Source organism: Helicobacter sp. WB40 (assembly GCF_027859275.1).
Taxonomy (GTDB): Bacteria; Campylobacterota; Campylobacteria; order Campylobacterales; family Helicobacteraceae; genus Helicobacter_D; species Helicobacter_D ibis.
In genome coordinates, this window is record NZ_JAQHXS010000001.1 from 150141 (window position 1) to 174431 (window position 24291).

18 protein-coding genes are annotated in these 24291 nt (G+C 31.9%); 9 read left to right on the plus strand and 9 right to left on the minus strand.

The window, feature by feature from the left end; translation table 11 throughout:
* Positions 1–5 precede the first annotated feature (5 nt).
* Positions 6–1538, plus strand: coding sequence for a bifunctional phosphoribosylaminoimidazolecarboxamide formyltransferase/IMP cyclohydrolase (gene purH / locus PF022_RS00855; RefSeq protein ID WP_271021164.1), 1533 nt, complete (start codon positions 6–8; stop codon positions 1536–1538).
* On the opposite strand, the gene PF022_RS00860 is transcribed toward purH, so the two are convergent.
* The 3 genes from PF022_RS00860 to secA are packed head-to-tail and all read right to left on the minus strand — an operon-like array spanning position 1519 to position 6143.
* A complete protein-coding gene (locus tag PF022_RS00860) occupies positions 1519–2376 on the minus strand; it encodes a radical SAM/SPASM domain-containing protein (protein WP_271021163.1) in 858 nt (285 codons plus the stop codon). The genes purH and PF022_RS00860 overlap by 20 nt on opposite strands.
* A complete protein-coding gene (locus PF022_RS00865) occupies positions 2369–3649 on the minus strand; it encodes an ABC transporter permease (protein WP_271021482.1) in 1281 nt (426 codons plus the stop codon). The genes PF022_RS00860 and PF022_RS00865 overlap by 8 nt, the downstream gene beginning before the upstream one ends.
* Complete coding sequence (secA, locus tag PF022_RS00870; RefSeq protein ID WP_271021162.1) at positions 3585–6143, minus strand: preprotein translocase subunit SecA; 2559 nt, start codon at positions 6141–6143, stop codon at positions 3585–3587. The genes PF022_RS00865 and secA overlap by 65 nt, the downstream gene beginning before the upstream one ends.
* A 93-nt stretch (positions 6144–6236) precedes the next feature.
* Between secA and hemE the strand changes: the two genes are divergently transcribed.
* The 3 genes from hemE to kcuS all read left to right on the plus strand — a co-directional run bounded on the left by hemE (position 6237) and on the right by kcuS (position 9727).
* Positions 6237–7253: a uroporphyrinogen decarboxylase gene (hemE, locus tag PF022_RS00875; protein ID WP_271021161.1), complete on the plus strand. Its 1017-nt coding sequence runs from the start codon at positions 6237–6239 to the stop codon at positions 7251–7253.
* A gap of 124 nt (positions 7254–7377) precedes the next feature.
* Entirely contained in the window at positions 7378–9537 is a 2160-nt protein-coding gene (locus PF022_RS00880) for a carbon starvation CstA family protein (protein WP_271022466.1), read from the plus strand.
* Positions 9509–9727 carry a KCU-star family selenoprotein gene (gene kcuS, locus PF022_RS00885; protein WP_271021159.1) on the plus strand — a complete coding sequence of 73 codons (219 nt, stop codon included), beginning with the start codon at positions 9509–9511 and terminating at the stop codon, positions 9725–9727. The genes PF022_RS00880 and kcuS overlap by 29 nt, the downstream gene beginning before the upstream one ends.
* 34 nt (positions 9728–9761) lie before the next feature.
* On the opposite strand, the gene PF022_RS00890 is transcribed toward kcuS, so the two are convergent.
* From PF022_RS00890 to PF022_RS00905, 4 genes are all read right to left on the minus strand, one after another.
* On the minus strand, positions 9762–10958 hold the full coding sequence (locus PF022_RS00890) for a glycosyltransferase family 2 protein (protein WP_271022468.1): 1197 nt from the start codon (positions 10956–10958) through the stop codon (positions 9762–9764).
* 70 nt (positions 10959–11028) lie between these two features.
* Complete coding sequence (locus PF022_RS00895) at positions 11029–12276, minus strand: TolC family protein (protein ID WP_271022469.1); 1248 nt, start codon at positions 12274–12276, stop codon at positions 11029–11031.
* On the minus strand, positions 12239–15388 hold the full coding sequence (locus PF022_RS00900) for an efflux RND transporter permease subunit (protein WP_271022470.1): 3150 nt from the start codon (positions 15386–15388) through the stop codon (positions 12239–12241). The genes PF022_RS00895 and PF022_RS00900 overlap by 38 nt, the downstream gene beginning before the upstream one ends.
* A complete protein-coding gene (locus PF022_RS00905; RefSeq protein ID WP_271021155.1) occupies positions 15385–16431 on the minus strand; it encodes an efflux RND transporter periplasmic adaptor subunit in 1047 nt (348 codons plus the stop codon). Before PF022_RS00905 ends, PF022_RS00900 begins: the two co-directional genes overlap by 4 nt.
* Before the next feature lie 372 nt (positions 16432–16803).
* On the opposite strand from PF022_RS00905, the gene PF022_RS00910 reads away from it, so the two are divergent.
* The 5 genes from PF022_RS00910 (at position 16804) to PF022_RS00930 (ending at position 22935) form a co-directional block, all read left to right on the plus strand.
* Positions 16804–18792 (plus strand): STT3 domain-containing protein, encoded by a 1989-nt coding sequence (locus PF022_RS00910; RefSeq protein ID WP_271021154.1) that lies wholly within the window; start codon positions 16804–16806, stop codon positions 18790–18792.
* A 2-nt stretch (positions 18793–18794) separates the two neighbouring features.
* Positions 18795–19274, plus strand: coding sequence for a cyclic pyranopterin monophosphate synthase MoaC (gene moaC, locus PF022_RS00915; RefSeq protein WP_271021153.1), 480 nt, complete (start codon positions 18795–18797; stop codon positions 19272–19274).
* Positions 19275–19428: 154 nt separating this feature from the next.
* Positions 19429–20676: a sulfite:cytochrome c oxidoreductase molybdopterin oxidoreductase subunit gene (gene sorA / locus PF022_RS00920; RefSeq protein WP_271021152.1), complete on the plus strand. Its 1248-nt coding sequence runs from the start codon at positions 19429–19431 to the stop codon at positions 20674–20676.
* 3 nt (positions 20677–20679) lie between these two features.
* Complete coding sequence (locus PF022_RS00925; RefSeq protein WP_271021151.1) at positions 20680–21012, plus strand: cytochrome C; 333 nt, start codon at positions 20680–20682, stop codon at positions 21010–21012.
* 111 nt (positions 21013–21123) lie between these two features.
* Entirely contained in the window at positions 21124–22935 is a 1812-nt protein-coding gene (locus PF022_RS00930; protein WP_271022471.1) for a PhoX family protein, read from the plus strand.
* 15 nt (positions 22936–22950) lie between these two features.
* Here PF022_RS00930 and PF022_RS00935 read toward each other — a convergent pair whose 3' ends face one another.
* Positions 22951–23319, minus strand: coding sequence for a heat shock protein transcriptional repressor HspR (locus PF022_RS00935; protein ID WP_271021149.1), 369 nt, complete (start codon positions 23317–23319; stop codon positions 22951–22953).
* Positions 23320–23329: 10 nt separating this feature from the next.
* Positions 23330–24211 (minus strand): DnaJ C-terminal domain-containing protein, encoded by an 882-nt coding sequence (locus PF022_RS00940; RefSeq protein ID WP_271021148.1) that lies wholly within the window; start codon positions 24209–24211, stop codon positions 23330–23332.
* Between the last annotated feature and the right edge of the window lie 80 nt (positions 24212–24291).

Sequence of the window (24291 nt, forward strand, 5' to 3'; positions counted from 1 at the left end):
ATGGAATGACAGCGTTAATTAGTGTTAGTGATAAAAGTGGGATATTAGAATTTGCTAGGGGATTATTGGAGTGTGGATATGAGATTCTATCTACTGGCGGGACTTTAAAGCATTTGCAAGACAATGGAATTAATGCCATTGATGTTAGTGCTTATACTAGCAGTGTTGAGATGTTCGATGGAAGAGTAAAGACGCTTCACCCTAAGATTCACGGCGGAATCTTGCATAGAAGGGATAATAAAGAAGATGTAGAAGTAGCCAAAAAATTTGAAATTAAAGATATAAATTTAGTATGCGTGAATCTTTATCCATTCAAAGAAACAATACAAAGAACAGATGATTTTGATGAGATTATCGAAAATATAGATATTGGTGGTCCATCTATGGTTAGAGCAGCGGCAAAGAATTTCAAAGATGTAATGATTGTAACTGATACTTTGGATTATAGCTTGGTTCTTAATGCGATAAAAAACAATCAAAATACATTAGAATTACGACAAAAATTAATGATAAAAGCATATGAGCATACGGCAAGTTATGATTGTATGATTGCAAATTATATGAATGAGAGATTTAATGTAGGGTTTGGAGATAAGCATTTTATCTATGGTAATTTGGTATCTCCTACAAGATATGGTGAGAATCCTCATCAAAAAGGTGCTTATTATGAATTTGGTGATTTTTATTCTAAGAGATTTGAAACGCTAAAGGGTGAGATTAGCTTCAATAACCTAACTGATATAAATAGTGCTGTAAAGATTGCTTCAAGTTTTGGAAAAGTCCCAGCAGTGTGCATTGTAAAGCATGGGAATCCTTGTGGGTTTGCAATAAAAGAAAACCTGCTTACATCTTATGTAGAAGCTCTAAAATGCGATAGTGTATCTGCTTATGGTGGAGTGGTGGCAATAAATGGCAATATAGATAAAGCCCTAGCAGAAGAGATAAATAAGATTTTTATAGAGGTGCTAGTTGCACCAAGCATTACAGATGAGGCTTTAAGGGTGTTTGAGAGTAAAAAAAAGATAAAGATTTTTGTATGTGGTGGAGAGTATTTAGACTTCCCTAAAGATAGTTATGATTTTAAACATATTGATGGTGGATTCTTGCTTCAAAATAGCGATAGTGTTGGTGAAAACGAAGTAAGAGATGCGAAGTGTATGGGAAATATAGAAGCAACTTGTGAGCAAAAAAGAGATTTAGAGATTGCATATAAAGTTGCGTCTTTAGTTAAGTCAAATTGTGTTGTATATGTGAAAAATAGTGCTATGGTAGCAGTTGGAATGGGTATGACAAGTCGTGTAGATGCAGCAAAGAGTGCTATAAATAAGGCTAAGGATATGGGATTAGATTTAAAAGGTTGTGTGTTAGCAAGTGAAGCATTTTTTCCTTTTAAAGATAGCATTGAAGAAGCTCATAAGGTTGGAGTTAGTGCTATTATTGAGCCAGGTGGTAGCATTAGGGATAATGAAGTAATAGAATGTGCAAATGAGCTTGGAATCTCACTTTATTTCACTGGCGTTAGGCATTTTTTACATTAGAAATATAATTAGGGTAGCTACACTTTTGACATATGGATTCAACTCTTAAATTATTTAAGAATCCTTGTTTGATTTTTTGTGTTTTTTGGTTGTTTATTATATCTAGGAGACTATTTTTGCCTATGTCTCCTAAGTTTATTTCTCCCTTTGTGCAAAAGCAGCATGGAACAACAACTCCGCTAGTTAAGATTCCTAATTGAGAGATTGTGCCATAGCATTTACCATGAAGTTGTTCTTTGTCTTTAAATTCCCAAGAAAAAAATGACTTTTGTATTAGATGAATCTTGTATGATAATTTTGTTTTATGGTTGTGTATGCGAATTTTAAAGTGTTCTTCTAGTATCTTGTATATGGTTTGATTTATATCTGGTGCTTTAAAGTTTGAATCTAAATTCCATAGTCGTAAATTTATAAAAGTCTCACTTTTTAACTCTTTATGTTTTGCACATAGTGAGAATATATTTTGAAAATAAGAATCTAAATTTATATCTTTATTTTGATATATGGCACTTGTTAGGGATATGTTTATTTGCTTTATGTTGTTGTATTTTAAGAGAATATTTTGGGTGTGGGTATCTAAATAAAAACCACTGCTTGTTATTTCTAAATTTAGGTTTTTGTTTTTTGCTATTTTTATATATTCTTCTATGTTATCTAAGCTTAGCGGGTCTCCTAGAATGTGTAAAGCACAAAGTTTTGTGTGTGGATATATATCATTGCATATTTTTTCAAATAGCAAAAGAGGCATTTTGTCATTACTCTTCTTAGGGGTGCAAAATTTGCACGATAGCCCACAGAAATTTGTAATCTCTACAAAAATTTTTTCAAATTTACTCATTTCGTAAAACTTGCAAACAATCCACCTCTGTCGCCTTTTTAGCCGGATAGTATGATGAGAAAAAAACTATTAATAATGAGCCAAATAATATGGAGCATAAGTCAAATATAGATAATTCTAAAGGTAATTTTGAGCTACCATATACATCAGCAGGTAAGGATATAATTGGAAAATGAGATAGCAAGAATAATGCAATAGCAGCTAGGATACAACCGCAAATAATCCCGCTTATACCTATTAAATTACCAAGATATAGAAATGTTTTTTTAATTTCTCTTGGTGAAGCACCCATTGTTAGAAGCAGTGCTATTTCTTTTCTGCGATTCATAATTGTCATTAAAAGTGAGCTTATGATATTTAAAGAAGCGACCAAAATTATTAGCATAAGCACTATAAAAAGAGTTCTTTTTTCTAATTCTAATGCTGCAAAGAAGTTTCCATTTTGCTCCCACCAACCTACTATTCTTTTATCCACATATGTTTCTTTTAGTTTTATTATGTCTTTTTGTGGATTATCAGAGTATATGTGGATTCCATCATAAGAATCTTCTTTCATGCTTTTTAGGATTCTAAGGGATTGTAGGCTTGTATATATATAGCCCTTATCATATGCTATAAGCCCCGAGCTAAAAAAACCATTGACTTTAAAGTTTTTCATACTTGGTGCGAGTGTTATTGCATTTGGTGTTAAGTTTGTAAAAATTAGTAGCAAATTTGATTGATAATTTAGATTGTATAAGTTGGCTAGATTCTGCCCAATTATTACATCAAAAGTTCCTTGTTTATACTCTTCGTTATAGTTTTTTTTATAAAAGCTTTTTGTATTTTCTAGTGCTTCTTTAAAAACAGGATTAATTTGTGATTCTAATTCATAATCAATCCCAAAGATAATACCGCCCTCTAGTGTGTTTTGTGATTTTGAAATTGCTTGTGTTTGTATAAAAGGACTTGCTTTTAGATGTGGGAAATTTTGTTGTAAATCTTCTAGTGTGTGTTTATTTATATCAAACCCAATCATGGTAATTGGGTAATTCATTATAAAGAGTTTTCTTTGGAATTCTTTATCAAACCCATTCATTAATGCCATAGCAACTATTAGCACCATAACCCCAACGCATACTCCTAAAAATGCAAGAATAGCAGCTATTGATATGAATGGTTGGGATTTGTTGAATCTTAAATATCTTCTTACTAAAAATGGTGCTATATTACTTTGCAAGCATACCCTTTTTAGGACCACTAATCCCGCAACAATTTTTATATTTTTTACCACTTCCACAAGGGCATGGCTCATTTCTTACTGGTTTTGCTTTAAATAGAGGCTCATTTCTCATTTCTCTTGCCTCTTTGTTTAGCTCATTTAGTCTTTCTTTTGCTTTTTTTGCTTCATCTTCATTGGCAGCTACATTTGCATTTAGTTGAATTTTTTGTAGCATTTTAATTGATGTGTATTTAATTTGTGCAGCTAATTCTACAAATAGATTATAGCTTTCTTTTTTGTATTCTGTTAGTGGGTCTTTTTGGTTATATCCTCTAAGTCCGATTCCTGTTTTTAGATTATCCATTACATATAAATGCTCTCTCCAAAGATTATCTAAAGATTGTAGATAGACTATTTTTTCTACTTCGGCTCTTGTGTGGCTATCTAGGTTTTGCATTTTAGATTCATATTGTTTTGTTAGTTCTTCTTCTATGTATGGCTCAAAGGAGTTGTTGTTTTTATATGAATCTAAGAGTGCTTCTTTATTTAATGACACGCCAAAATCATCTAATGCTATTGATATTAGTGAATCTAAATTATCTTCATCGCTAAAAATTTCTGCCTTTTGCAATAGCATTGTGATACACTCTTGTCTGTTTTCTATTATTTTGTGTGATATATCTTGGTTTGGATTTAGCAAGTCATTTCTTACTTTATAGATTGCTTTTCTTTGCTCATTTGCTACATCATCATATTCGAGCAAATGCTTTCTTGCTTCAAAATGCATACTTTCAACTTTCTTTTGTGCATTTTCAACAGATCTAGTAACAAGCCCAGATTCTATGTGTTCTCCTTCATCTAGTCCTAGCTTATCCATTATTTTTTTAATCTTATCACTGCCAAAGATTCTGAGCAGTGAATCTTCTAAGCTAAGATAAAACTGACTTGTTCCAGGATCTCCTTGTCTTCCACTTCTACCTCTTAGTTGATTATCTATTCTTCTTGATTCATGTCTTTCTGTTCCTATTATATATAGTCCTCCAAGAGCTTTTACTTCATCGTCTATTTTTATATCCACACCACGACCTGCCATGTTTGTAGCAATTGTTACTGCTCCTTTTTTACCTGCATCTTTGATTATTTCTGCTTCTTGTGCGTGATGTTTTGCATTTAGCACAGAATGCGGGATTCTATGTGCTTTTAATAGCTCATGTATAGTTTCACTTTTTTCTATTGAGGCAGTTCCAACTAATATTGGTTGTCCTTTTTTATTTAGTTCTACTATTTTATCTACTAAGGCTTTGAATTTTTCCTTTTCTGTTTTATATATTAAGTCATTTAGATCTTTTCTAGCAACTGGAACATTTGTAGGGATTGATACAACATCTAAGTTGTATATTTCTAAAAATTCACTAGCTTCAGTTTGTGCAGTTCCTGTCATACCTGCTAGTTTGTCATAGAGTCTAAAATAGTTTTGGTAAGTTATATCTGCTAATGTTTGGGATTCTTCTTTAATTTTTACCCCTTCTTTTGCTTCTAGTGCTTGATGTAATCCTTCGCTAAATCTTCTACCTTCACTAAGCCTACCTGTAAATTCATCTACAATTACAACCTCACCATCTCTTAATACATAGTCTTTGTCTTTTTTGAATAGTAAATTTGCCTTTAACGCTTGGTCTAAGTGATGTGCCAAAATGGAGTTTTCTATGCTGTATAAATTATCTATTTTAAATAATTTTTCCGCTTCTGTGATACCTTCTTCTGTTAGGATTATTGTTCTATTTTTTTCATCTACATTATAGTGTTCTTCATTTTTTAACTTCAATGCAACATTATTGGCAATTTTATAATTATCAAGTGTTCTATTTGCTGGACCTGATATTATAAGTGGTGTCCTTGCTTCATCTATTAGAATCGAATCTACTTCATCGACTATTGCATAAAAATGGCTTTTTTGCACTTTGGAATCAAAGCTATATTTCATATTATCTCTTAGATAGTCAAAGCCAAATTCATTATTTGTCCCATATACAATATCACAAGAATATTGCATCAATCTATCATTATCATCATATTTATTTGATACTACCACTCCAACTTTATAACCCAAAAACTCATACAATGGTCGCATAACATCAGAATCTCTTTGTGCTAGATAGTCATTTACGGTTACTACATGCACACTGCCTATCATTGCATTTAGACATACTGGTAGTGTTGCTACTAGTGTTTTACCTTCACCTGTTTTCATCTCGGCGATTTTGCCATCATTAAGTACCATACCACCAATTAACTGCACATCAAAATGCCTCATATTTAGCACTCTTTTACTTGCTTCTCTTGTTATTGCAAATGACCTATGTAGGGCTTTTTTAAACGCTTCATTTTTATTTTCTGAATCTTGGACTTCTTTTTTTAGATTCAAAAACTCTTGCTTTAATTCCTCATCGCTTAATTTTTGGTATGTCTCTTCTAAGTCATTTATCTTTCTTACTTCTTTTTTGTATTGACTTACGATTCTGTCGTTTTTACTGCTTAAAATTTTCTTTACAAGTGAGCCTATCATTGCTTGATACCTTAACTTTTAATTTGCTTGAAATTTTAGCATAAATGCTACTTTGCTTAGATAAAATATGCAAAAATTTAATAAAGGCAGAAAATGATTTTTGTTGATGCATGTTTTGGTAAAGATACTCCATATACTCCTGTGTGGTTTATGAGACAAGCTGGTAGATATTTAAGCGAATATATGGAAGTTAGAAGCAAGGCTGGTGATTTTCTATCTTTGTGTAAGAATCCAGCACTAGCAAGTGAGGTTACTTTGCAACCTGTTGATATTTTAGATGTTGATGCTGCAATTTTATTTAGTGATATTTTGGTGGTTCCTATGGAAATGGGAATGGAGCTTGGATTTTTTAAAGGTGAAGGACCTAAGTTTTCTAAAACAATAGATAGTTTTAGTGATGTTAAATCTTTAAGCTTAGATTCTAGCTCTAGGCTAAATTATGTGTATGATACTATATCTCTAACAAGAGAGAAGTTACACAAAGATAAGGCGTTAATAGGATTCTGCGGTGCTCCATGGACATTGGCTACTTATATGGTAGAAGGTGAGGGGAGCAAAACTTATGCAAAATCAAAAAAGATTCTATATAGCAATAAGGAGTTATTGCATGCATTGTTAGAGAAAATCACCCATAACCTAAAAGAGTATCTAAAGTGCCAAATAAAAGCTGGTGTAAATGCTGTTATGATATTTGATTCTTGGGCTAGCGCATTGGAGTGCGATAGTTACTTTGAGTTTTCTTGGGAGTATTTAAAGGATATTGCACAAGAGATTAAAAAAGAGTATCCACATATTCCTGTGATTTTATTTCCAAAGGGGATTTCTGGCTTTTTAGACAGAATAGATGGAGAGTTTGATGTCTTTGGAGTTGATTGGAGCACACCATTATTACAAGCTAAGAATCTTTTGGGAGATAAATATGTATTGCAAGGCAATTTAGAACCATGCAGAATCTACAATAGAGATTCAATGCTAAGTGGTGCTAAAGAAATACTAGAGATAATGAAAGGCAAAAGACATATATTTAATCTAGGACATGGTATGTTGCCTGATTTGCCAAGAGAAAATGCAATAGAATTAGTGAAGTTTATACACAATTATAAATTCTAATGTTACTATCTTTAACATATTGTTGTATATAGCTTCGAATCATCACAGAATTATGCATGTTACGATTGCTTATTTAATATTACAAATGTATAATATTTTCTCATGCTGATTTAAAGGAGAAAATATGAACAAGATAGCCAGTCATATCTTGTGGGGCATTGTTGCTTTAATTGGTGCGTGGTGTTTTGGAGTTTTAGCACTGCACACTGGAGAGAGCATTTCTGCTATTTGGATTATTGTTGTTGCGGTATGTATCTATTCTATTGGTTATAGATATTATTCAAAGTATATTGCAGAGAAAGTATTAGAGCTTGATGATAATCGTGCTACACCTGCGTTGGTGCAAAATGATGGTAGAGACTTTGTTCCTACAAATAAAATAGTTCTTTTTGGACATCATTTTGCAGCTATTGCTGGAGCAGGACCGCTAGTAGGACCAATTCTAGCGGCTCAAATGGGGTATCTACCTAGTATGATTTGGATTGTTGTTGGTGTTGTGCTGGCTGGTGCAGTACATGATTTTACAGTACTTTTTATCTCAACTAGAAGAAATGGTAAATCTATTGGCGAGATTATAAAGCTTGAACTTGGCAAAGGTGTTGGGAGTATAGCTATGGTTGGGATACTAGGCATTATGATGCTAATTATTGCAATCTTAGCACTTGTTGTTGTAAATGCTTTAGCTGAATCTCCTTGGGGACTTTTTACCATTGCCATGACTATTCCTATTGCTATTTATATGGGGATTCATATGAGATTTTTACGACCGGGCAAGATTGGTGAGGCAAGTATTATTGGCTTTGTCCTTTTGCTTTTGGCACTTTATTATGGTAGATATGTAGCAGAGCACCCTGAGCTTGCAGTAATTTTTACTCTTAGCCCTACTACTCTGACTTACATAATGATAGCTTATGGATTTATTGCTGCAATTTTGCCTGTGTGGTTTCTTTTAGCACCACGCGATTATTTAAGCACATTTTTAAAAATTGGTGTTATTGTGCTTATGGCTGGTGGAATCTTGATTGTAGCACCTGAAGTGCAGTTTGGTAGTGTTACGAAATTCATTGATGGAACTGGACCGGTTTTTAGTGGGCAGTTATTTCCATTTTTATTTATCACCATTGCTTGTGGTGCGATAAGTGGATTCCACGCATTAATCTCAAGTGGAACTACACCTAAAATGCTAGAGAGAGAATCTCATGCAAGAATGGTTGGCTATGGCTCAATGGTAATGGAATCTGCAGTGGCTATTATGGCGTTAATTGCTGCGATTATCTTAACTCCGGGCTTATATTTTGCTATTAATGTTGCACCTGCAGGACTTGGCACAGCAGGAATAAAGGAGGTTAGCGATGCAGCTGTAATTGCAGCACAGACTATTAGCTCTTGGGGCTTTACTATATCGCCTGAAGAAATACTAGGTACTGCAAAGGAAATTGGAGAACCAAGCATATTAAGTAAAACCGGTGGAGCACCTACCTTTGCTATAGGATTAGCTACTATTATCTCACAAGTGCCACTTTTTAATGCTGGTTCAATGGCGTTTTGGTACCACTTTGCGATTTTGTTTGAAGCACTATTTATCCTTACTGCTGTTGATGCTGGGACTCGTGCTGGACGATTTATGGTGCAAGATGTGCTAGGTAATGTATATAAGCCTTTTGGTAATATCCATTCGATATTTTATGGAATCTTAGCTACACTTATTTGTGTAGTTGGTTGGGGATATATCCTCTATCAAGGCGTAACAGACCCACAAGGCGGTATAAAATCACTATGGACACTCTTTGGTGTGTCTAATCAAATGTTAGCTGGTATGGCACTTTTAGCGGTTATTGTTGTGCTTTTCAAAATGGGCAAAGGAAGATTAGCATGGGTTGCAATTCTACCTGCTACTTGGGTTTTGGTTAGCACACTTTATGCTGGGACATTAAAGCTTCTTCCTGCAAATGGAGAGAAGGTGCATGATTCTGTAAGTCACATCGCACTTTGGCAGATTAATTCATCTAAAGCAGATGAATTATTGGCAAAAATTGTAAATACTAGCGATAAATCTTTAGTGGAAACTATGAATAAAGAAGTAGCTAAATTCCAAACTATCGCAAATAATAATCTTTTAAACGCTATTTTGTGTGCGTTTTTTATGTTTGTAACTATTTTGATTGCTTTAAAGAGTATTCTAATTTGCATTAGATGTGTAAATAATCAAAATACAATCCCATTAGCTGAAAGCTCATATCTAAAGACAAAAGATTATGAAAATCAAGCATTTTCTACGCATTAGCTTTTTAAGATTTGTAAAAATCTATCAAAAATCTGATAGGTTTTTACACTTACTTGTTGGAATGCCAAGCTATGATAAGTATCTAGAACATATGCAAAAACATCATCCAGATAAGATTCCAAAAAGTCAGAAGGAATTCTTCAAAGAAGCAATGGAGAGAAAGTATGGAGCAGGTAGTAGCAAGTGCTGATAAGGCTAAAGCCATAAGTTTATGGATACATAACTTAGCCTTGAGATAATACCTTATCTATATTTTGTGATAGGTTTAAATATTTTTCATTTGTATGCATTAGTATGTGTAATAAATCTCTTTTTTCGTTTTCATCTAGTAATTCTATTATGTATCTATATTGGTTAAGCCAAGTATATAGTAATCTATAATAGCTCTTATTTACCCAGCTATTTACACCACCATTTTCTAAGAATTTATAGATATTTAGATAAATAATTAAGTAACTATAAATTCTATAAGCTCCTCTAATTTTCAAATATGTCAAATCTGGAAATTTATCTCTTACTTTCTGTAAATATGGAGGTAGTTTTTTTGGCATTGGTATTTCTGTCTTTTTGTCTATATAGCTAGTAATTGAGCCTTCTCTTATTCTGTATATATACATCTCATCTTTTAGCATTTTGACTTCCTGTGATAGCATACATAAAATAAGCCCAAAATCATTGTCTTCATGCATTATATTATGAGTGAATCTTAGATTGTATCTATTTAATACTTCTGCTTTAAACCCACCTTGATATGCAAAGTAAAATGAATATCCAGTTCTTTGTAATACTATATGTGCTATTTCCATACCATTTTTATAGTTTTCTACATAGTGGAATTGTTCTGAAAACATGTTTTTTATTACTTCGCCTTTTTCGTTTGTTGATTTTACTTGAAAGATTGTTAGTTCAGATTCATTGTCTCTTATGCATTTAGTGGCATTTATATCTATCATATCATCGCTATCTACAAATTGTATGAAATGATCATTTGGCATTTCTTGTAAAAGAATAGAATTTACATTTTCTAAATCTGTTTTTATTAGATTTTTAGAGAATGTGAAGTGCTTATTTAGTGTGTTTATATCTATATTTTTCTTTTGTTTGTTAAAGCTATTTACCTCACTTAGAGTTTGTATGCCTGTTTTTGCCTTTAATGCTTGTTGTAATTTTTCTCTTAGTGGCTTTATAAATTCTAATCCAGCATTCCTAGCACTGCTAAGCCCACCATTTGGTTTGTCTATTATAATTATTCTAGAATCTTGTTTTGCATATTGCATTGCTATTTTTAGACTATTATCAGTGCTTCCGTCATTTACTAAGATTAACTCAAAGTCTTTGTAACTTTGATTTATAATTGAATCTAAACATTCTTTGAGATAATTTTCTACATTATAGATAGGGACTATTATTGAGTGATTCATGCCTTAACCTTAAAAATTTTTAGCATTAAATCAAAAAAAAAGAAAAAAAACAAATTAAATTTCGAAAAATTTATTTAAAAGATACTAGTTTGCTTTGTGTTATCCTCTCTATTTCAGCTAAGCTTTGAATTATTGCATATCTATTTAGCACAACATTGCTTCTAGCTTCTGTTAGTAAATATTCTGCGTCTAAAAAATCACTAGTGCTCATAATTCTAGCTTTATATCTATTTTTTGAGATTCTGTAATTTTCTTCTGCCTGTGTTAGTGCTACTTTTGATACTTCATAGGCATTTAATGCTAGATTATAATTTTCTATTGCATTAAATAGTTGCAACTCAAGCTCTTCTATTAAATTAGCCCTTTGTGATGTAAAAGCCATTTTGTTTGTTTTAGCAGATTCTAAATTATATTTATCGCTAAGACCATTAAATATATTTATGCTAACTTGAAGCTGTATCGTGCTTTCATTATTGACATTTTTAGAGTTTTTGAGATTATCACTATTTGTGTATTCTCCTATTAGGTTTAAATCTGGTAAAAACTCTCCTCTTGCACTTTTTATATTGCTATCTTTGCTTTGTATTATATTATCTAGGTATAAAATTTCAGCCCTTTTTTCCAGCATTATGGATTTTAATTTCTCTTCTACTAGCGTTGGCGTGTGTAGTTGTAGTTCATTTATATCATCTAAATTTATTTTGATTCTTGTATATCTCTCTAGAGTTTTTATGTAATAATTTAGCATACTTTGTGCAGAAAGTAGGTTTTGTATTGCTTTATTTAGCTCTACTTCAACTGCTAGAAGGTCATTTTTAGGTATGAATCCTACTCTATAAAACTCCGCACTTTCTCTTTTTTGCTCCTCTAGTAAGTCTTTTGATTGTTTTGCGACTATTACACTTTGCTTTTGTCGCAGGATATTTATATATGCACTCTTTACTAGTAGGATAATATCTTCAGTTGTGCTTTGTAGGTAATATTTTTGAGCTTCATAGAGATATTTTTGTGATTTTGTATTATAAAAATCGCTAAAGCCATTAAATAAATTGTATTGAATATTTGCTCCAAATGAATTTGTGGTGTTTTGGTTGTAATTGTTTTTTCTATTTGATGTAGTTTGTCCATAGGTTATATTTAAACTTGGATAGAATTTGCCTTGTGAGCTTTTATAGTTATATTTTGTTTCATTTAATATGTGTTCTTGTTCTTTTATGCTGTGGTTTGCAATTAGTGCTAAGTCTATAGCTTCTTGCATACTTAGTGCATATAAGTTGGTGCTAGTTAGAAGAGCTAGAAATATTAGTAATTTTTGCATGTTTTAGTTCCTTTTTTATAAAAAATGATAAAAGACAAGGTATAACAAATAATGTTAGAAATGTAGAGAGTGTAAGTCCGCCAAGTATAACTGCTCCAAGTCCTCTATATATCTCACTACCAGCACCCGGCACAAGCACAAGAGGAAGCATGCCAAATAGAGAGGTAAGGGTGCTCATATAAATTGGACGAATCCTAACTCTAACTGCATTTATTATTGCTTGATGTGGGTCAAATCCATATAATCTTATATTGTGCAACGATTGATACACTATTAAAATGGCGTTATTTACTACGATTCCTACTAGAATTATAAAGCCAAGCATTGTTAGTATGTCTAGTGGCTGATTTGCTATTAATAAATTCACAAGCCACAACCCAAGCACACCTCCACCAACAGCAAGTGGCACGGTAAATAAAATTATAAAAGGATATACAAAGTCTTCATATAAAGCTGCCATTAATAGATAGATAATAAACACAGCAAGTAAGAATCCTCCCTCTAAGGCTAGTCTTATTTTTGTTAGTTGGTCTGCACTTCCGCTTAGTGTTATTTTGTTTTCTCCAAAAGATCCATTATCTTGTATTGTCTTTATAACATCGCCTTGTATTCTCTCCATAGCTTCTTGTATGGTTATATTTGGTGGCGGGCTTACTTGAAGTGTGACGGTTCTATCTCTCTCTAAATGTCTTATTTCGTTTATGCCATATTCTATTTTTTGAATTGCTAGTGATGATATAGGCAAAATCCCACTTTGTGGAGTGTAGATTGAAGCTTGATATAATTCTTCTGGAGAGGTTATTTGAGATTCTTGTGTTTTTAAGACTAAATCTATTTTTTCTCTACCTTCTTCTTTGTATTCTGATATTTTTCTGCCGTCCATTAGCACATCAATAGCAATTCCAAAACTCCTTGCATCTAATCCGACAGCTTTTAGCCTATCAGAATTTGGATACAAGTTTAGCTCTGGGAAGAGTAATTCTAAACTTGGTCTAGGTATTATTTGTGTCCCATTGCCAAATGTATCATAAATTATTTTTTGCATTGAAATTGCAGTTGCTACTATATTTTCTAAATTTGTGCCACTTATATCTACATCAATGCTTCTTCCTTGTCCTCCTCTTCTCTCAAAGATACCTGTTTGTGTTGCAAATCCGCTAACTCCCGGTATTTGTGCCATGCAAGATCTAGCAAGAGGTATTAACTCTCCAGCCCTGCTAATCTCTGTGCTCCTTAGTCCAAATTGCATAAATGTTTCACTTCCTAAATAGAACATATTATCAATTGGCGGAATCTTATTTGTACCTTGATAACCATTGTAATAGAAATAATTACTCAAGCATAAAAATAAGTCGTTGCCTATTTTTTGTCTCTCATTATATGATAGTCCGGGTGGTGGGTTTAGGGTGCTTATTACGAAGTTTTGATTGCCTTGTGGGAGGTATTCCATTTTTGGAAACAAAAAGTAACTAAAAGCAAATGATATTAGAGTTAGACTAAGTATGGTTGTTATTTTGTTTTTTGTGCTTTGCATTGATTTTTCTACAAATTTCATAACAAAATCCACAAATCTAAATCCAAAATTAACAATCATCTTTGATAGCTCTTTTAGTTTTTTGTTTTCTATTTGTTTTTTAAAGTTTAATTTGCTTGCCTGATAGCTAAGTGTAGGTATAACCATGATTGAGACAAAAAGTGAGAATAGCACAGCACTACTAGCTGCTATTGCTATGTCTCTAAAGAGTTGTCCTGCTTCTTCTTGCATGTTTATAATTGGTATAAAAATAGCAATAGTAGTTAGAACAGAAGCAATTAGCCCACCTATTACTTCGCTAGTGCCATCGCTTACTGCATTTATGAAGTCTTTGCCCATTTTTCTATGTCTGTCTATATTTTCTAGCACAACAATTGCAGAATCTACAAGCATACCAACTGCAAAAGAGATTCCAGCAAGTGAAACTACATTAAGCGTTCTATCTAGAGCTGCCATGATTATAAAAGTGCCAAAGATACTAAGTGGCATAGCAACTGCAATTATCAGCGTAGAAGTAATTGACCTTAAAAATATAAATAGCATACAACAAGCCAAAATTGCACCTACCATGATATTGCCCTTTACTAGTGCTATTGCTTGTTCTATGTAGCCTCTTTGGTCATTCATCCATTCTAATCTCAAGCCTTCTTTTTGTAAGATTCCAGCATTTAGCTCATTAAATACCTTTTCTACTTCATTAGTTAGTGTTAGAACATTTGCATCAGCATTTGGCTTTATTGATATATTTAATGCTTCTTGTCCATTGTATAAAGAAGCTGTGGTTTTGTTTTCAAAACCTTCTTTAACTTCAGCAATATCGCTAATTTTTATTCTTTTTAATCCATCGCTCCATATTATAGTATCAGCTATCATTTGTGGGGTTTTGTATTCTGCTGTGGTTCTTACTCTATATGATTTTCTACCATAATTCATAGTTCCAGCAGATATATTTACATTTTCTTTCTCTAATGCGTTTATAATATCATCAATAGTTAAATCAAAGGCTGCTAACTTTTTGTAATCTAATACAATATGAATCTCTCTATCGTCTCCACCGGGGAAAAATACTTCAGCAACTCCATCGATTCTTTCGAAATATTGAATAATTTTTTCGTTAAAGAAAGTCCTATATTCTCGGACATTTTTATTATCGCTAACAAGCATCATTCTAACAACAGGAGATGTATCATCCCCAGTGGCTCTAATAATTGGTCTATCCATATCATCAGGATAACCCTTTACTTCATCTAGTTTATTGCTTACATTTAGCATAGCTTCAGTTAGGTTTGTGCCTATTTCAAACTCTAAAATTATATTACCGCGACTATTTCTTGACCTAGATTCAAGGGTAACTAGACTATCTATTCCTTTTAGTGCTTGTTCTTGTCTTTCTATTATTTCTCTTTCTATCTCATATGGAGTAGCACCATTCCAGGTAGTTGATATTGAAATTACAGGTCTTGTTACTTTTGGTGTTAGCTGATATGGCATTGTGCTTAGGCTTAAAGAGCCAAACAATACTAATAGTATCATTCCTACGATAACTACTACTGGTCTATTTATTAATGCTTTTATCAATTTTTACCCTCTTGCTCTTTTATTTCTTGCCCATCTTTTAATCTTTCATGTCCTTGAGTTATTACTTTATCATCTATGTTTATAGGTTCTTCTAGTGGTGTAATTGAGGCATATAGCCCTTCATAGCCATTTATTTTTATTTCCACTTGTTTTGCTTTATTGTCTTTAGCTATAAATATTACATAACTTGTTTTGCCATCTTTATATATAGGGATAATTGAATCTCTTGCTACAAAGAGTGCTTTTTGTTTATCTGATATATTTAAGCTTACTCTAACTTCAAGTCCTTCTATTAGTTCTCCATTTTCATCATCTATTGCTAATTTTATTGGAAATGTTCTAGCTTTGGAATCTCCAAGAGGTATCAAGGCTAGAACTTTTGCTTTGTAATTCTTGTTTGCTATTTGTGTATCTACTATATCTCCTACTTTTAGCGAACGCAATATCTCAAAAGGCACTTCAATACTTGCTTCTAGTGGCGATAATTTAGCTATATTAAATATACTATCACCATTTCCAACCCATTCTCCTTGCTTTAGTAGTTTTTGCAACACAACCCCATCATATGGTGCTTTAATTGTTTTCTTTTCTTTTTGTGTTTTTAAGTATCCTAAATTTGCAGCTATTGAATCTGTATTACCTTCTTGGGCTTGCAGATTATATAGTGCATCTTCATATTCTTTATAAGCTATTGAATTGCTTTTATATAAAGATTCATACCTTTGAAATTCTTTTTTTGTCTTTTTTAGTAGTGCTTCACCTTGTTTTAGTAATGCTTGTTGAGAATTTATTTCTTTTGTTAATAAATCACTATTTAGTCTTGCTAGAGGTTCTCCTTTTTTGATTTTATCTCCCTCATTTACATATATCTCATCTATTATGCCGGATAATTCTGAAGCAAGAGAGGATCTATCGCTAAAATACAAAGTTCCTATGTAGTTGTAGTTTGAGTTTAGCACACCACTTTTTATTGACTCTGTTACGACCAGAGTAGTTGCGTGTATGTTTGATAATATCATAAACAAAATAGTTGCTATTCTCATTTTAATTTAACACCTTTGAAATAAAATTTGCAAATTGTATATAAAAAATGTTAACTATAAGTGAAATCTTTTAAACTATATAGAGTTGTTATTATAATTTTGGTGCTACTTTTAGGAATTTAATAATTAAAGTTGAGGAGGATGAGATTTATGTAAGTAGCACCAAAAAAGAAAACGATGAACTTTAAACTGATCTAATTCTTTACAAATTGTAAGAAAAAGACAATAGAATTTTAACTTTTTTAGCTTAAATTTTGATTAAAATTGTATTTTAGTTTCGAATTTATACATGATTTTTTATAGAATATTATTTTTTTAATGTTTTATAGATTATATTTATAATAAAAAGAATGTTTAGTAAGGTAGCATTTTATGTTAAATAAAAATATTGTTTTGATAGTCTGTGCTTATTTTGTATGTGTTATTTTTAGGTTTTATTATCCTTTTAGTATATACGGAATCAACGAATTTATGTGGAATGACACCTTTATACTAAATACAAATGATGCATATTTTTATGCAGAGGGCACTAGGGATATAATGGAGGGTATTAAAAATACGAATCTATCTCCAACCTATGAGATATTATCCATAATTACGGCTTTTTTAGCACAAGTGTTACATATTGATATAGATGTTTTAATGTTTTATTTGCCTGGTTTTGTTGGGTCTTTAGTTGTTTTTCCTGTTGTAATTAGTCTTTATTTTTATGGCGGTTTTAATATTTTTATTAGTTTGTTTTGTGGGGTTTTAAGTGGAATAGGCGTTAGCTATTACAATAGAACAATGTTTGGCTACTATGATACTGATATGCTTGTTATTGTTTTATTGTTATTTATTGCCATGTTTATTTTAAGGTATTTATATAGAAACACTTTATGTAGCATTTTTGCTGTTTTATTACTTAGTTTATTTGCACTTACATATTATCATTCATTAGTTTATGTGCTTTTTGGTTTTTTGCTTGTTTTGTTTTTCTTTAAAAGAAGTGTTTCATTAGAGATTTTGTGTATAAGTTATGCTAGTTTTCTTGTGTTATATGAGATGTTTGGAGTTTATGTTTCATTATTTTCTTTATTTTTGCCATTTGTAATGTATATAGATAGAAGGTATGTAGCTTATATTTTTTATTTTGTTTTATTTGTATTTGTGATATTTGTGGCTTATAATTTGTTGCCTTCTGTGCTTGGTAGTGCATACTTTAATAAAGATAGTATAGTAAGTAATAGCATTTTTCATTATTTTGGTGTTATAAATACCATATCAGAGACTTCAAATATTGATTTTTCCACATTTGCTTATAGAGTTAGTGGTGGAATCTTTTGGTTTATTATTGGTTGTCTTGGACTTATTTTATTGTTCTTTAAAAAAAGAGAGTTTTTGATTTTTCTACCATTTGTTATTTTTGGATTCTTTTCTTATTTTAAAGGGCTTAGGTTTAGCATTTATAGTGTTAGTGTTTTTGCTGTTGGTGTTGGATATTTTCTTGTATTTGTTTTAGAGTATATAAAATCACACAAAACTATATCTACAATAATTGGTATATTGTATGCCTTTGTAGCACTTTTTCCACATGTTATGCACATTAGGAGCTATATTATTCCACCAGTGCTAAATAATAGCGAAGTTAGAATCTTAAATGAGATTCCTAGTGAAATTGGAGATTATGCTATTTCTTGGTGGGATTATGGATATATAATTAGATATTATTCAAAATTAAACACAATAATCGATGGTGGGATTCATGAAGGACATAGTAATTATCCAGTAAGTTTGATACTTAGCGGAGATAGCGAGAATCTAAGCTATAACTTATCAAAAATTTTGCCCGATATGAGCTTTGAAGAGTTTTTAAAAAAAAATAACTACACTCCAAATAAAGCTATAGAAGCACTAGAAAGTCCAAGCTTTAGATATGAAACTTCTAAGAATATTTATATTATCTTGCCATTAAGAATGCTAAATATTTTCCCTGCTGTAAGTAGCTTTAGCAAAATCAATATAACAAGCGGAGAGACTTTTAAGCTAGGTGTTTTTATGCTATCTCAAGTTTATATTGATAATAAGGCATATTTTAAAAATGGTATCAAACTAGATGTTGTAAGTGGATATTTAACTTTAAATGGAGATGTAATACAAGTTGGAGAAATTATTAATTTAAAAAGCAACTCTAAAAAAATCTTAACAGATTCAAAACTAGTAGCAATAATACTAAAAGATAATAGGGCATTAGTGTGTGATAGGGAGTATTTGGATAGTTTTTATTTTAAGGCTGTATTGTTTAAGAATCTAGATTCAAGGCTATTTAAAGAAGTGCTTAGCAATGATAGTATAATTGTGTATAAAGTAAATAAAGGATAGAAATGCAACTAACTCACTTAGATAATAATAATAATCCAAACATGGTAGATGTATCAAATAAAGATAATACAAATAGAGAAGCAGTAGCTAGAGGCAAAATCACAATGAGCAAAGAAGCCTTTAGTGCAGTAGTGGAGCTAAAAACAAAAAAGGGACCAGTAATACAAACTGCAATTATCGCTGCAATAATGGGTGCTAAGAGGACTTCAGAGCTTATTCCAATGTGCCACCCTCTATATCTAACCTCTGTGAAATGCAATATAGAAGAGATAGAGAGTGAAAATTCATTTATCTTAGAAGTAAGGGCAAAGACAAATGGACAGACAGGTGTTGAAATGGAAGCGTTAATGGGAGTAAATATAGGACTTTTGACAATTTATGATATGGTTAAGGCAATCGATAAGACAATGGTGCTTAGTGATATATACTTGCTCAAAAAAAGTGGTGGTAAAAGTGGAGAATACAAAAGAGAGGGCTATTAGTTTAAAAGTAAAATTTTAATAATTTTATATAAAACTCGTAATTATCGATATATCAAGCTTATATAGCAATAAATAAAGAAAAAATATTTTTATCTTTTTTAACATTTAATTACATAAACTTATGTTTTTAACATAAATAAATTTGGAGTATTAAATGTCTAAAAAGATTACAAACATTGAGTTACAAGACAAAGAGAGGAGAGGTTTTTTCTCTAAAGTTGGTATTGCATTGCTTGGAATTAGTGCTATGCCATTGTTTAATAGCTTTGGCGGTAGTGTAGCACTAGCAAATGAATTACCAGCTTATAGACTAAAAGATAAGAAGAATCTAAAATATCATGGAGAAAGACCACTAACTGCAGAAACAGAAGTGTATGCGTTAGATTCTGATTTTACTAAACCTGAAAACTTCTTTATAAGAAACAATGGTGTGCCACCTTCAATGGATAAGATTAAAGAAAGAGTAAAAAATGGTTGGACACTTGAAGTAAGTGGGGAGAGTGTAAAGGACGCTAAGACTTATACTTTAGATGAGTTAAAAAGTAAGTTTAAGCACTATACTTATGCACTTACTTTAGAGTGTGGTGGTAATGGTAGAGGTGAAGTAATACCTAGCACAAAAGGGACACAATGGGGCTATGGTGCTGTTGCATGTGGTAGATGGACTGGTGTTAGGGTTAGGGATATTTTAGAGGATTGCGGTATCAAAGATGATGCTGTGTATATCGGATACTATGGTGTTGATACAAAGCTTACTGGAGAAGAGGTTGCACCAATTAGTAGAGGTGTGCCACTAAAAAAAGCATTACAAGATGAAACGCTTATAGCATGGGAATATGAAGGTAAAGATATACCTTGGGTTAATGGGTATCCTTTAAGATTAGTATGTGGTGGATATCCTGCTAGTGCTAGTGGGAAGTGGCTATCTAAGATTGTAGTTAGAGATAAGATTCATGATGGCGAGAAAATGGCTACTTCATATAAGATTCCAGTAGAGCCTGTAAGACCGGGAGACTTTAATTATAAAGGCGAAATGAAAATAATTGAATCTATGCCTGTTAAGTCAATTATTACAAACATTAAAAATGATACGAAGTTTAAAGCAAATAAGAATTTCGAAGTTAGAGGCAAGGCTTGGGCAGGTGAGTTAGAGGTAAATGAAGTTTATGTAAGTGTTGATTATGGTGTTACTTGGATTAAAGCTAATGTAGAAAAGCCTATAAATAGACTTGCATGGCAAAAATGGAGCACAAAAATCAAGCTTCCAACAAAAGGATATTATGAGATATGGGCTAGAGCAGTAGATAGCGAGGGTAAAAGTCAGCCTATGGTTCTAGCACAATGGAATCCAAATGGTTATTTAAATAATTCATGTCATAGAGTAAGTGTAGTAGGGGTGTAAGAAATGTTTAAAAAATTATTTGTATTTTTGTTTTTGAGTATTTCTTGTTTGTTTGCAGAATATAAGATAAATCCTGACAATGGTCTTATTATAGACACCAATGTTGAGCTAGTTGAAAATCATTGTCTCGCGTGTCATAACTCTGGGCTTATTGTAAATATGAATGCAAATAGAGATGCATGGATAGCTGCTATTAGATGGATGCAAGAGAGCGAAGGCTTATGGGAGATTCCTGCTGAAGATGAAAGTAAGCTACTTGATTATTTAGTAAAGCATTATGGGGAAAAATATAACACAAGAAGACGACTTCCTTTACCTATATTGATGCAAAAATAAAATACAAGCACCATTTTGGTGTTTGTATTTTTTTGGATATTTTTCTCATTTTTTACAGCTCTTTTACACACTTCTTTTAGAATCCTTTTAATCTACTTTAAAAGGATATAAATGCAAAGACGAAATTTTATGAAAATTCTTGGAGTATCGACTGCTTCTTTATCTTATGCTAGTTTTTTTGGTGCATCAATTCTTAATGCTAAGGAAAACAAACTGCTAGGATTTGAATCAATAGATATAAATACAAAAGATATAGTAGTAGTTCCAAAGGATTATGAGGTAAAGCCACTAATTAGTTGGGGAGATCCATTGTTTTCTAGTGCAAAAGAGTTTGATGAATCAAAAATTATAAATGAAGATTCAATTAATAATGCAACTTTAACATTTGGTGATAATACAGATGGAATGTCTGTGTTTGAATTAAGTGAGGATTCATATATTATGTGTGTAAATAATGAGTATATTAATCCAGAGCATATGTTTAATCATAATGGCAAAAACATGACTTTAGATGATGTAAGATATGAGCAAAATTCGCTTGGAGTTAGTATTTTTGAGATTAAAAAAGATAAAAATGGGGATTTTAACATTGTAAAAGATTCTAAATATAATCGCAGAATCACAGCCCATACACCTATGGAAGTTAGCACATTAAGAGGGTTTGATAGAATAAAAACTAAAGATGATAAAAATGGAGAGAGAATACTAGGAACTATAAATAATTGTGCAAATGGCAAAACCCCATGGGGGACATATCTTGCTTGTGAAGAGAATTTTGATGATTTTTTTGGTTCTAGCAATAAGAAGTTAGAGTTAAACGAAAGTGAGAAAAGATATGGAGTTGGTGTAGATAGTGTTTATAAATGGGAGCTTGATTCTAGATTTGATATATCAAAAAATAGAAATGAGCCAAATAGGTTTGGCTATGTAGTAGAAATAGATCCTTACAATCCTAATTCAACACCTATTAAGCGTTGTGCATTGGGAAGATTCAAGCATGAAAATGCAGAAGTGTTGATAAATAAAGATGGTCATGTTGTTGTATATATGGGCGATGATGAGGTAAATGAGTTTATTTATAAATTTGTATCTAAAAATAAATTTGATAGCAAAAACAATAAAAATAACAGGAATCTTTTAGAAAGCGGAACTTTGTATGTGGCTAAATTTACAAATGGTAAAAATGAGCTAGAAGGGACTGGTGAATGGATAGAATTAAGCTATGGCAAAAATGGACTAATTAAGGAGAATGGATTTTTTTCTTACGAAGATATTTTGATAGATACTAGACTTGCAGCCAGTTTTGTGGGTGCTACACCTATGGATAGACCAGAGTGGATTGTGGCTGATAATAATAGTAGATTTGTATATGCGACATTAACAAACAATACAAAGAGAACAGAAGCTGGTGCTGCAAACCCAAGGGTAAAAAATCAGTATGGACATATAATAAGATGGTGGCATAAAGATAATAATCATAACTCAACTAAATTTAAGTGGGATATTTTTCTTCTTGCAGGAAATCCGATGCAATATCCAAATGATCTAAGAAAAGGAACTAGCAATATAACTAAAGATAATATGTTTAATAGTCCAGATGGTTTGGCATTTGATAAGTTTGGTAGATTATGGATTGAAACTGATGGTAAGTATAGTAATGAAGGTGATTTTCTAGGAATGGGGAATAATCAACTATTGTGTGCCAATCCAAATACAGGAGAAGTTAGGAGATTCTTAAGTGGTCCTATTGGTTGTGAGATTACTGGTATAGCATTTTCAAAAGATTATAAAACAATGTTTATTGGCATTCAGCATCCGGGAGAAAATTTGCTTCCAAGTCATTATCCAAATGGTGGAGATTCAACTCCAAGAAGCACAATTGTTCAAATAAGGCATAAAAATGGAAATGTAATAGGAAGCTAGGAATGAAAAACACTTTTAGTGTTTTTCAAATATGATTACTTCATAAGAGCTTTGTTTTTTGGCTATTGATTTACTTGGTTGATTATTTTTTAGCTTTTCTATTATTACTTTCATTTCTTCTATTTCTCTATCTTGGTCATCTAGTCTATCTTTTAGTCGTAAGATTATATCTACACCTGCTAGATTCACGCCCAAATCACGCGTTAGCCTTAGTATTGTCTTTATTTTATCAATATCTCTTTGTGAATATAGACGCATTTTTCCATCGGTCCTACCCGGCTCTATAAGACCCTCTCTTTCGTATTGTCTTAATGTTTGTGGGTGTATGCTTAATATCTTTGCTACGACGCTTATTAGATACATTGGTTCATCATATCCATACATTTCTCTCTCCTTATAGATATTTTTCTAGCGATTCTACCAATTCTTTAGGCATAGATTCGATACTTGGTAGAATTATGTTTGCTTCTAAGAATAAATCACCTTTGGTATTTGTTTTTCTATTTAATACTCCTAATTCCTTTACTCTAAACTTTTGACCATTTTTTGTGTTTTGTGGGACTTTTAGAGTGATTGTTTTATATAGTGTTTCTATTTCTACCTTACCACCAAATAATGCACTCTTAAGCGGTATATCAAATGTTTTTTCTAAATTATCACCATTTTGTCTGTATTCTGGGTGTGGGCTTACGCTTACTTTTAATAACAAATCCCCACTTCTGCCATTTGCACTATTTCCTTTACCCCTTAGTCTTATTGTTTCATTATTTTTTATTCCGGCTGGTATTTTTATATTTAGCTCATTTCCGCGAAGATTAATGCTATGCTTCCCACCAAGAACTGCAGTTGTAAATGGTATTGTTATATTTGCATTTACATCTAAGTTTGGGGTAAATCCACCAAAAGAGCTAAAACCATCTCCAAAGCCTCCACCAAAGCCTCCACCAAAGCCACTTCCAAATCCAGCTCCAAAGCCTCCTTTGCCAAAAATTTGACTTAAAATATCATCTAAATTGGCACTTCCTTGTCCTCTAGCAAAGTCGTGGAAATTCTGTCCTCCAAACATTGAATCTCCAAATTGATCATATTGCTTTCTTTTTTTCTCATCACTTAGAATTTCATAAGCAGCATTTATTTCTTTGAATTTTTCTTCAGCACCTTTTTCTTTGTTTATATCTGGGTGATATTTTCGTGCTAATCTTCTATAAGACTTTTTAATTTCGTCTGCACTTGCATTTTGTGAGACTTCTAATGTATCATATAAACTTTTAGACATAAAATCCTCTTTAAATAACTTTTAGTTTATTATATTATAAAAGTTTAGTATAAGTCAATCAAGTTATTTATTATAAATCA

Coding starts and splice junctions, on each gene's coding strand:
- purH (WP_271021164.1), top strand. CDS start 6: ATGACAGCGTTAATTAGTGTTAGTGATAAAAGTGGGATATTAGAATTT.
- PF022_RS00860 (WP_271021163.1), bottom strand. CDS start 2,376: ATGAGTAAATTTGAAAAAATTTTTGTAGAGATTACAAATTTCTGTGGG.
- secA (WP_271021162.1), bottom strand. CDS start 6,143: ATGATAGGCTCACTTGTAAAGAAAATTTTAAGCAGTAAAAACGACAGA.
- hemE (WP_271021161.1), top strand. CDS start 6,237: ATGATTTTTGTTGATGCATGTTTTGGTAAAGATACTCCATATACTCCT.
- PF022_RS00880 (WP_271022466.1), top strand. CDS start 7,378: ATGAACAAGATAGCCAGTCATATCTTGTGGGGCATTGTTGCTTTAATT.
- kcuS (WP_271021159.1), top strand. CDS start 9,509: ATGAAAATCAAGCATTTTCTACGCATTAGCTTTTTAAGATTTGTAAAA.
- PF022_RS00890 (WP_271022468.1), bottom strand. CDS start 10,958: ATGAATCACTCAATAATAGTCCCTATCTATAATGTAGAAAATTATCTC.
- PF022_RS00895 (WP_271022469.1), bottom strand. CDS start 12,276: ATGCAAAAATTACTAATATTTCTAGCTCTTCTAACTAGCACCAACTTA.
- PF022_RS00905 (WP_271021155.1), bottom strand. CDS start 16,431: ATGAGAATAGCAACTATTTTGTTTATGATATTATCAAACATACACGCA.
- PF022_RS00910 (WP_271021154.1), top strand. CDS start 16,804: ATGTTAAATAAAAATATTGTTTTGATAGTCTGTGCTTATTTTGTATGT.
- moaC (WP_271021153.1), top strand. CDS start 18,795: ATGCAACTAACTCACTTAGATAATAATAATAATCCAAACATGGTAGAT.
- sorA (WP_271021152.1), top strand. CDS start 19,429: ATGTCTAAAAAGATTACAAACATTGAGTTACAAGACAAAGAGAGGAGA.
- PF022_RS00925 (WP_271021151.1), top strand. CDS start 20,680: ATGTTTAAAAAATTATTTGTATTTTTGTTTTTGAGTATTTCTTGTTTG.
- PF022_RS00930 (WP_271022471.1), top strand. CDS start 21,124: ATGCAAAGACGAAATTTTATGAAAATTCTTGGAGTATCGACTGCTTCT.
- PF022_RS00935 (WP_271021149.1), bottom strand. CDS start 23,319: ATGTATGGATATGATGAACCAATGTATCTAATAAGCGTCGTAGCAAAG.
- PF022_RS00940 (WP_271021148.1), bottom strand. CDS start 24,211: ATGTCTAAAAGTTTATATGATACATTAGAAGTCTCACAAAATGCAAGT.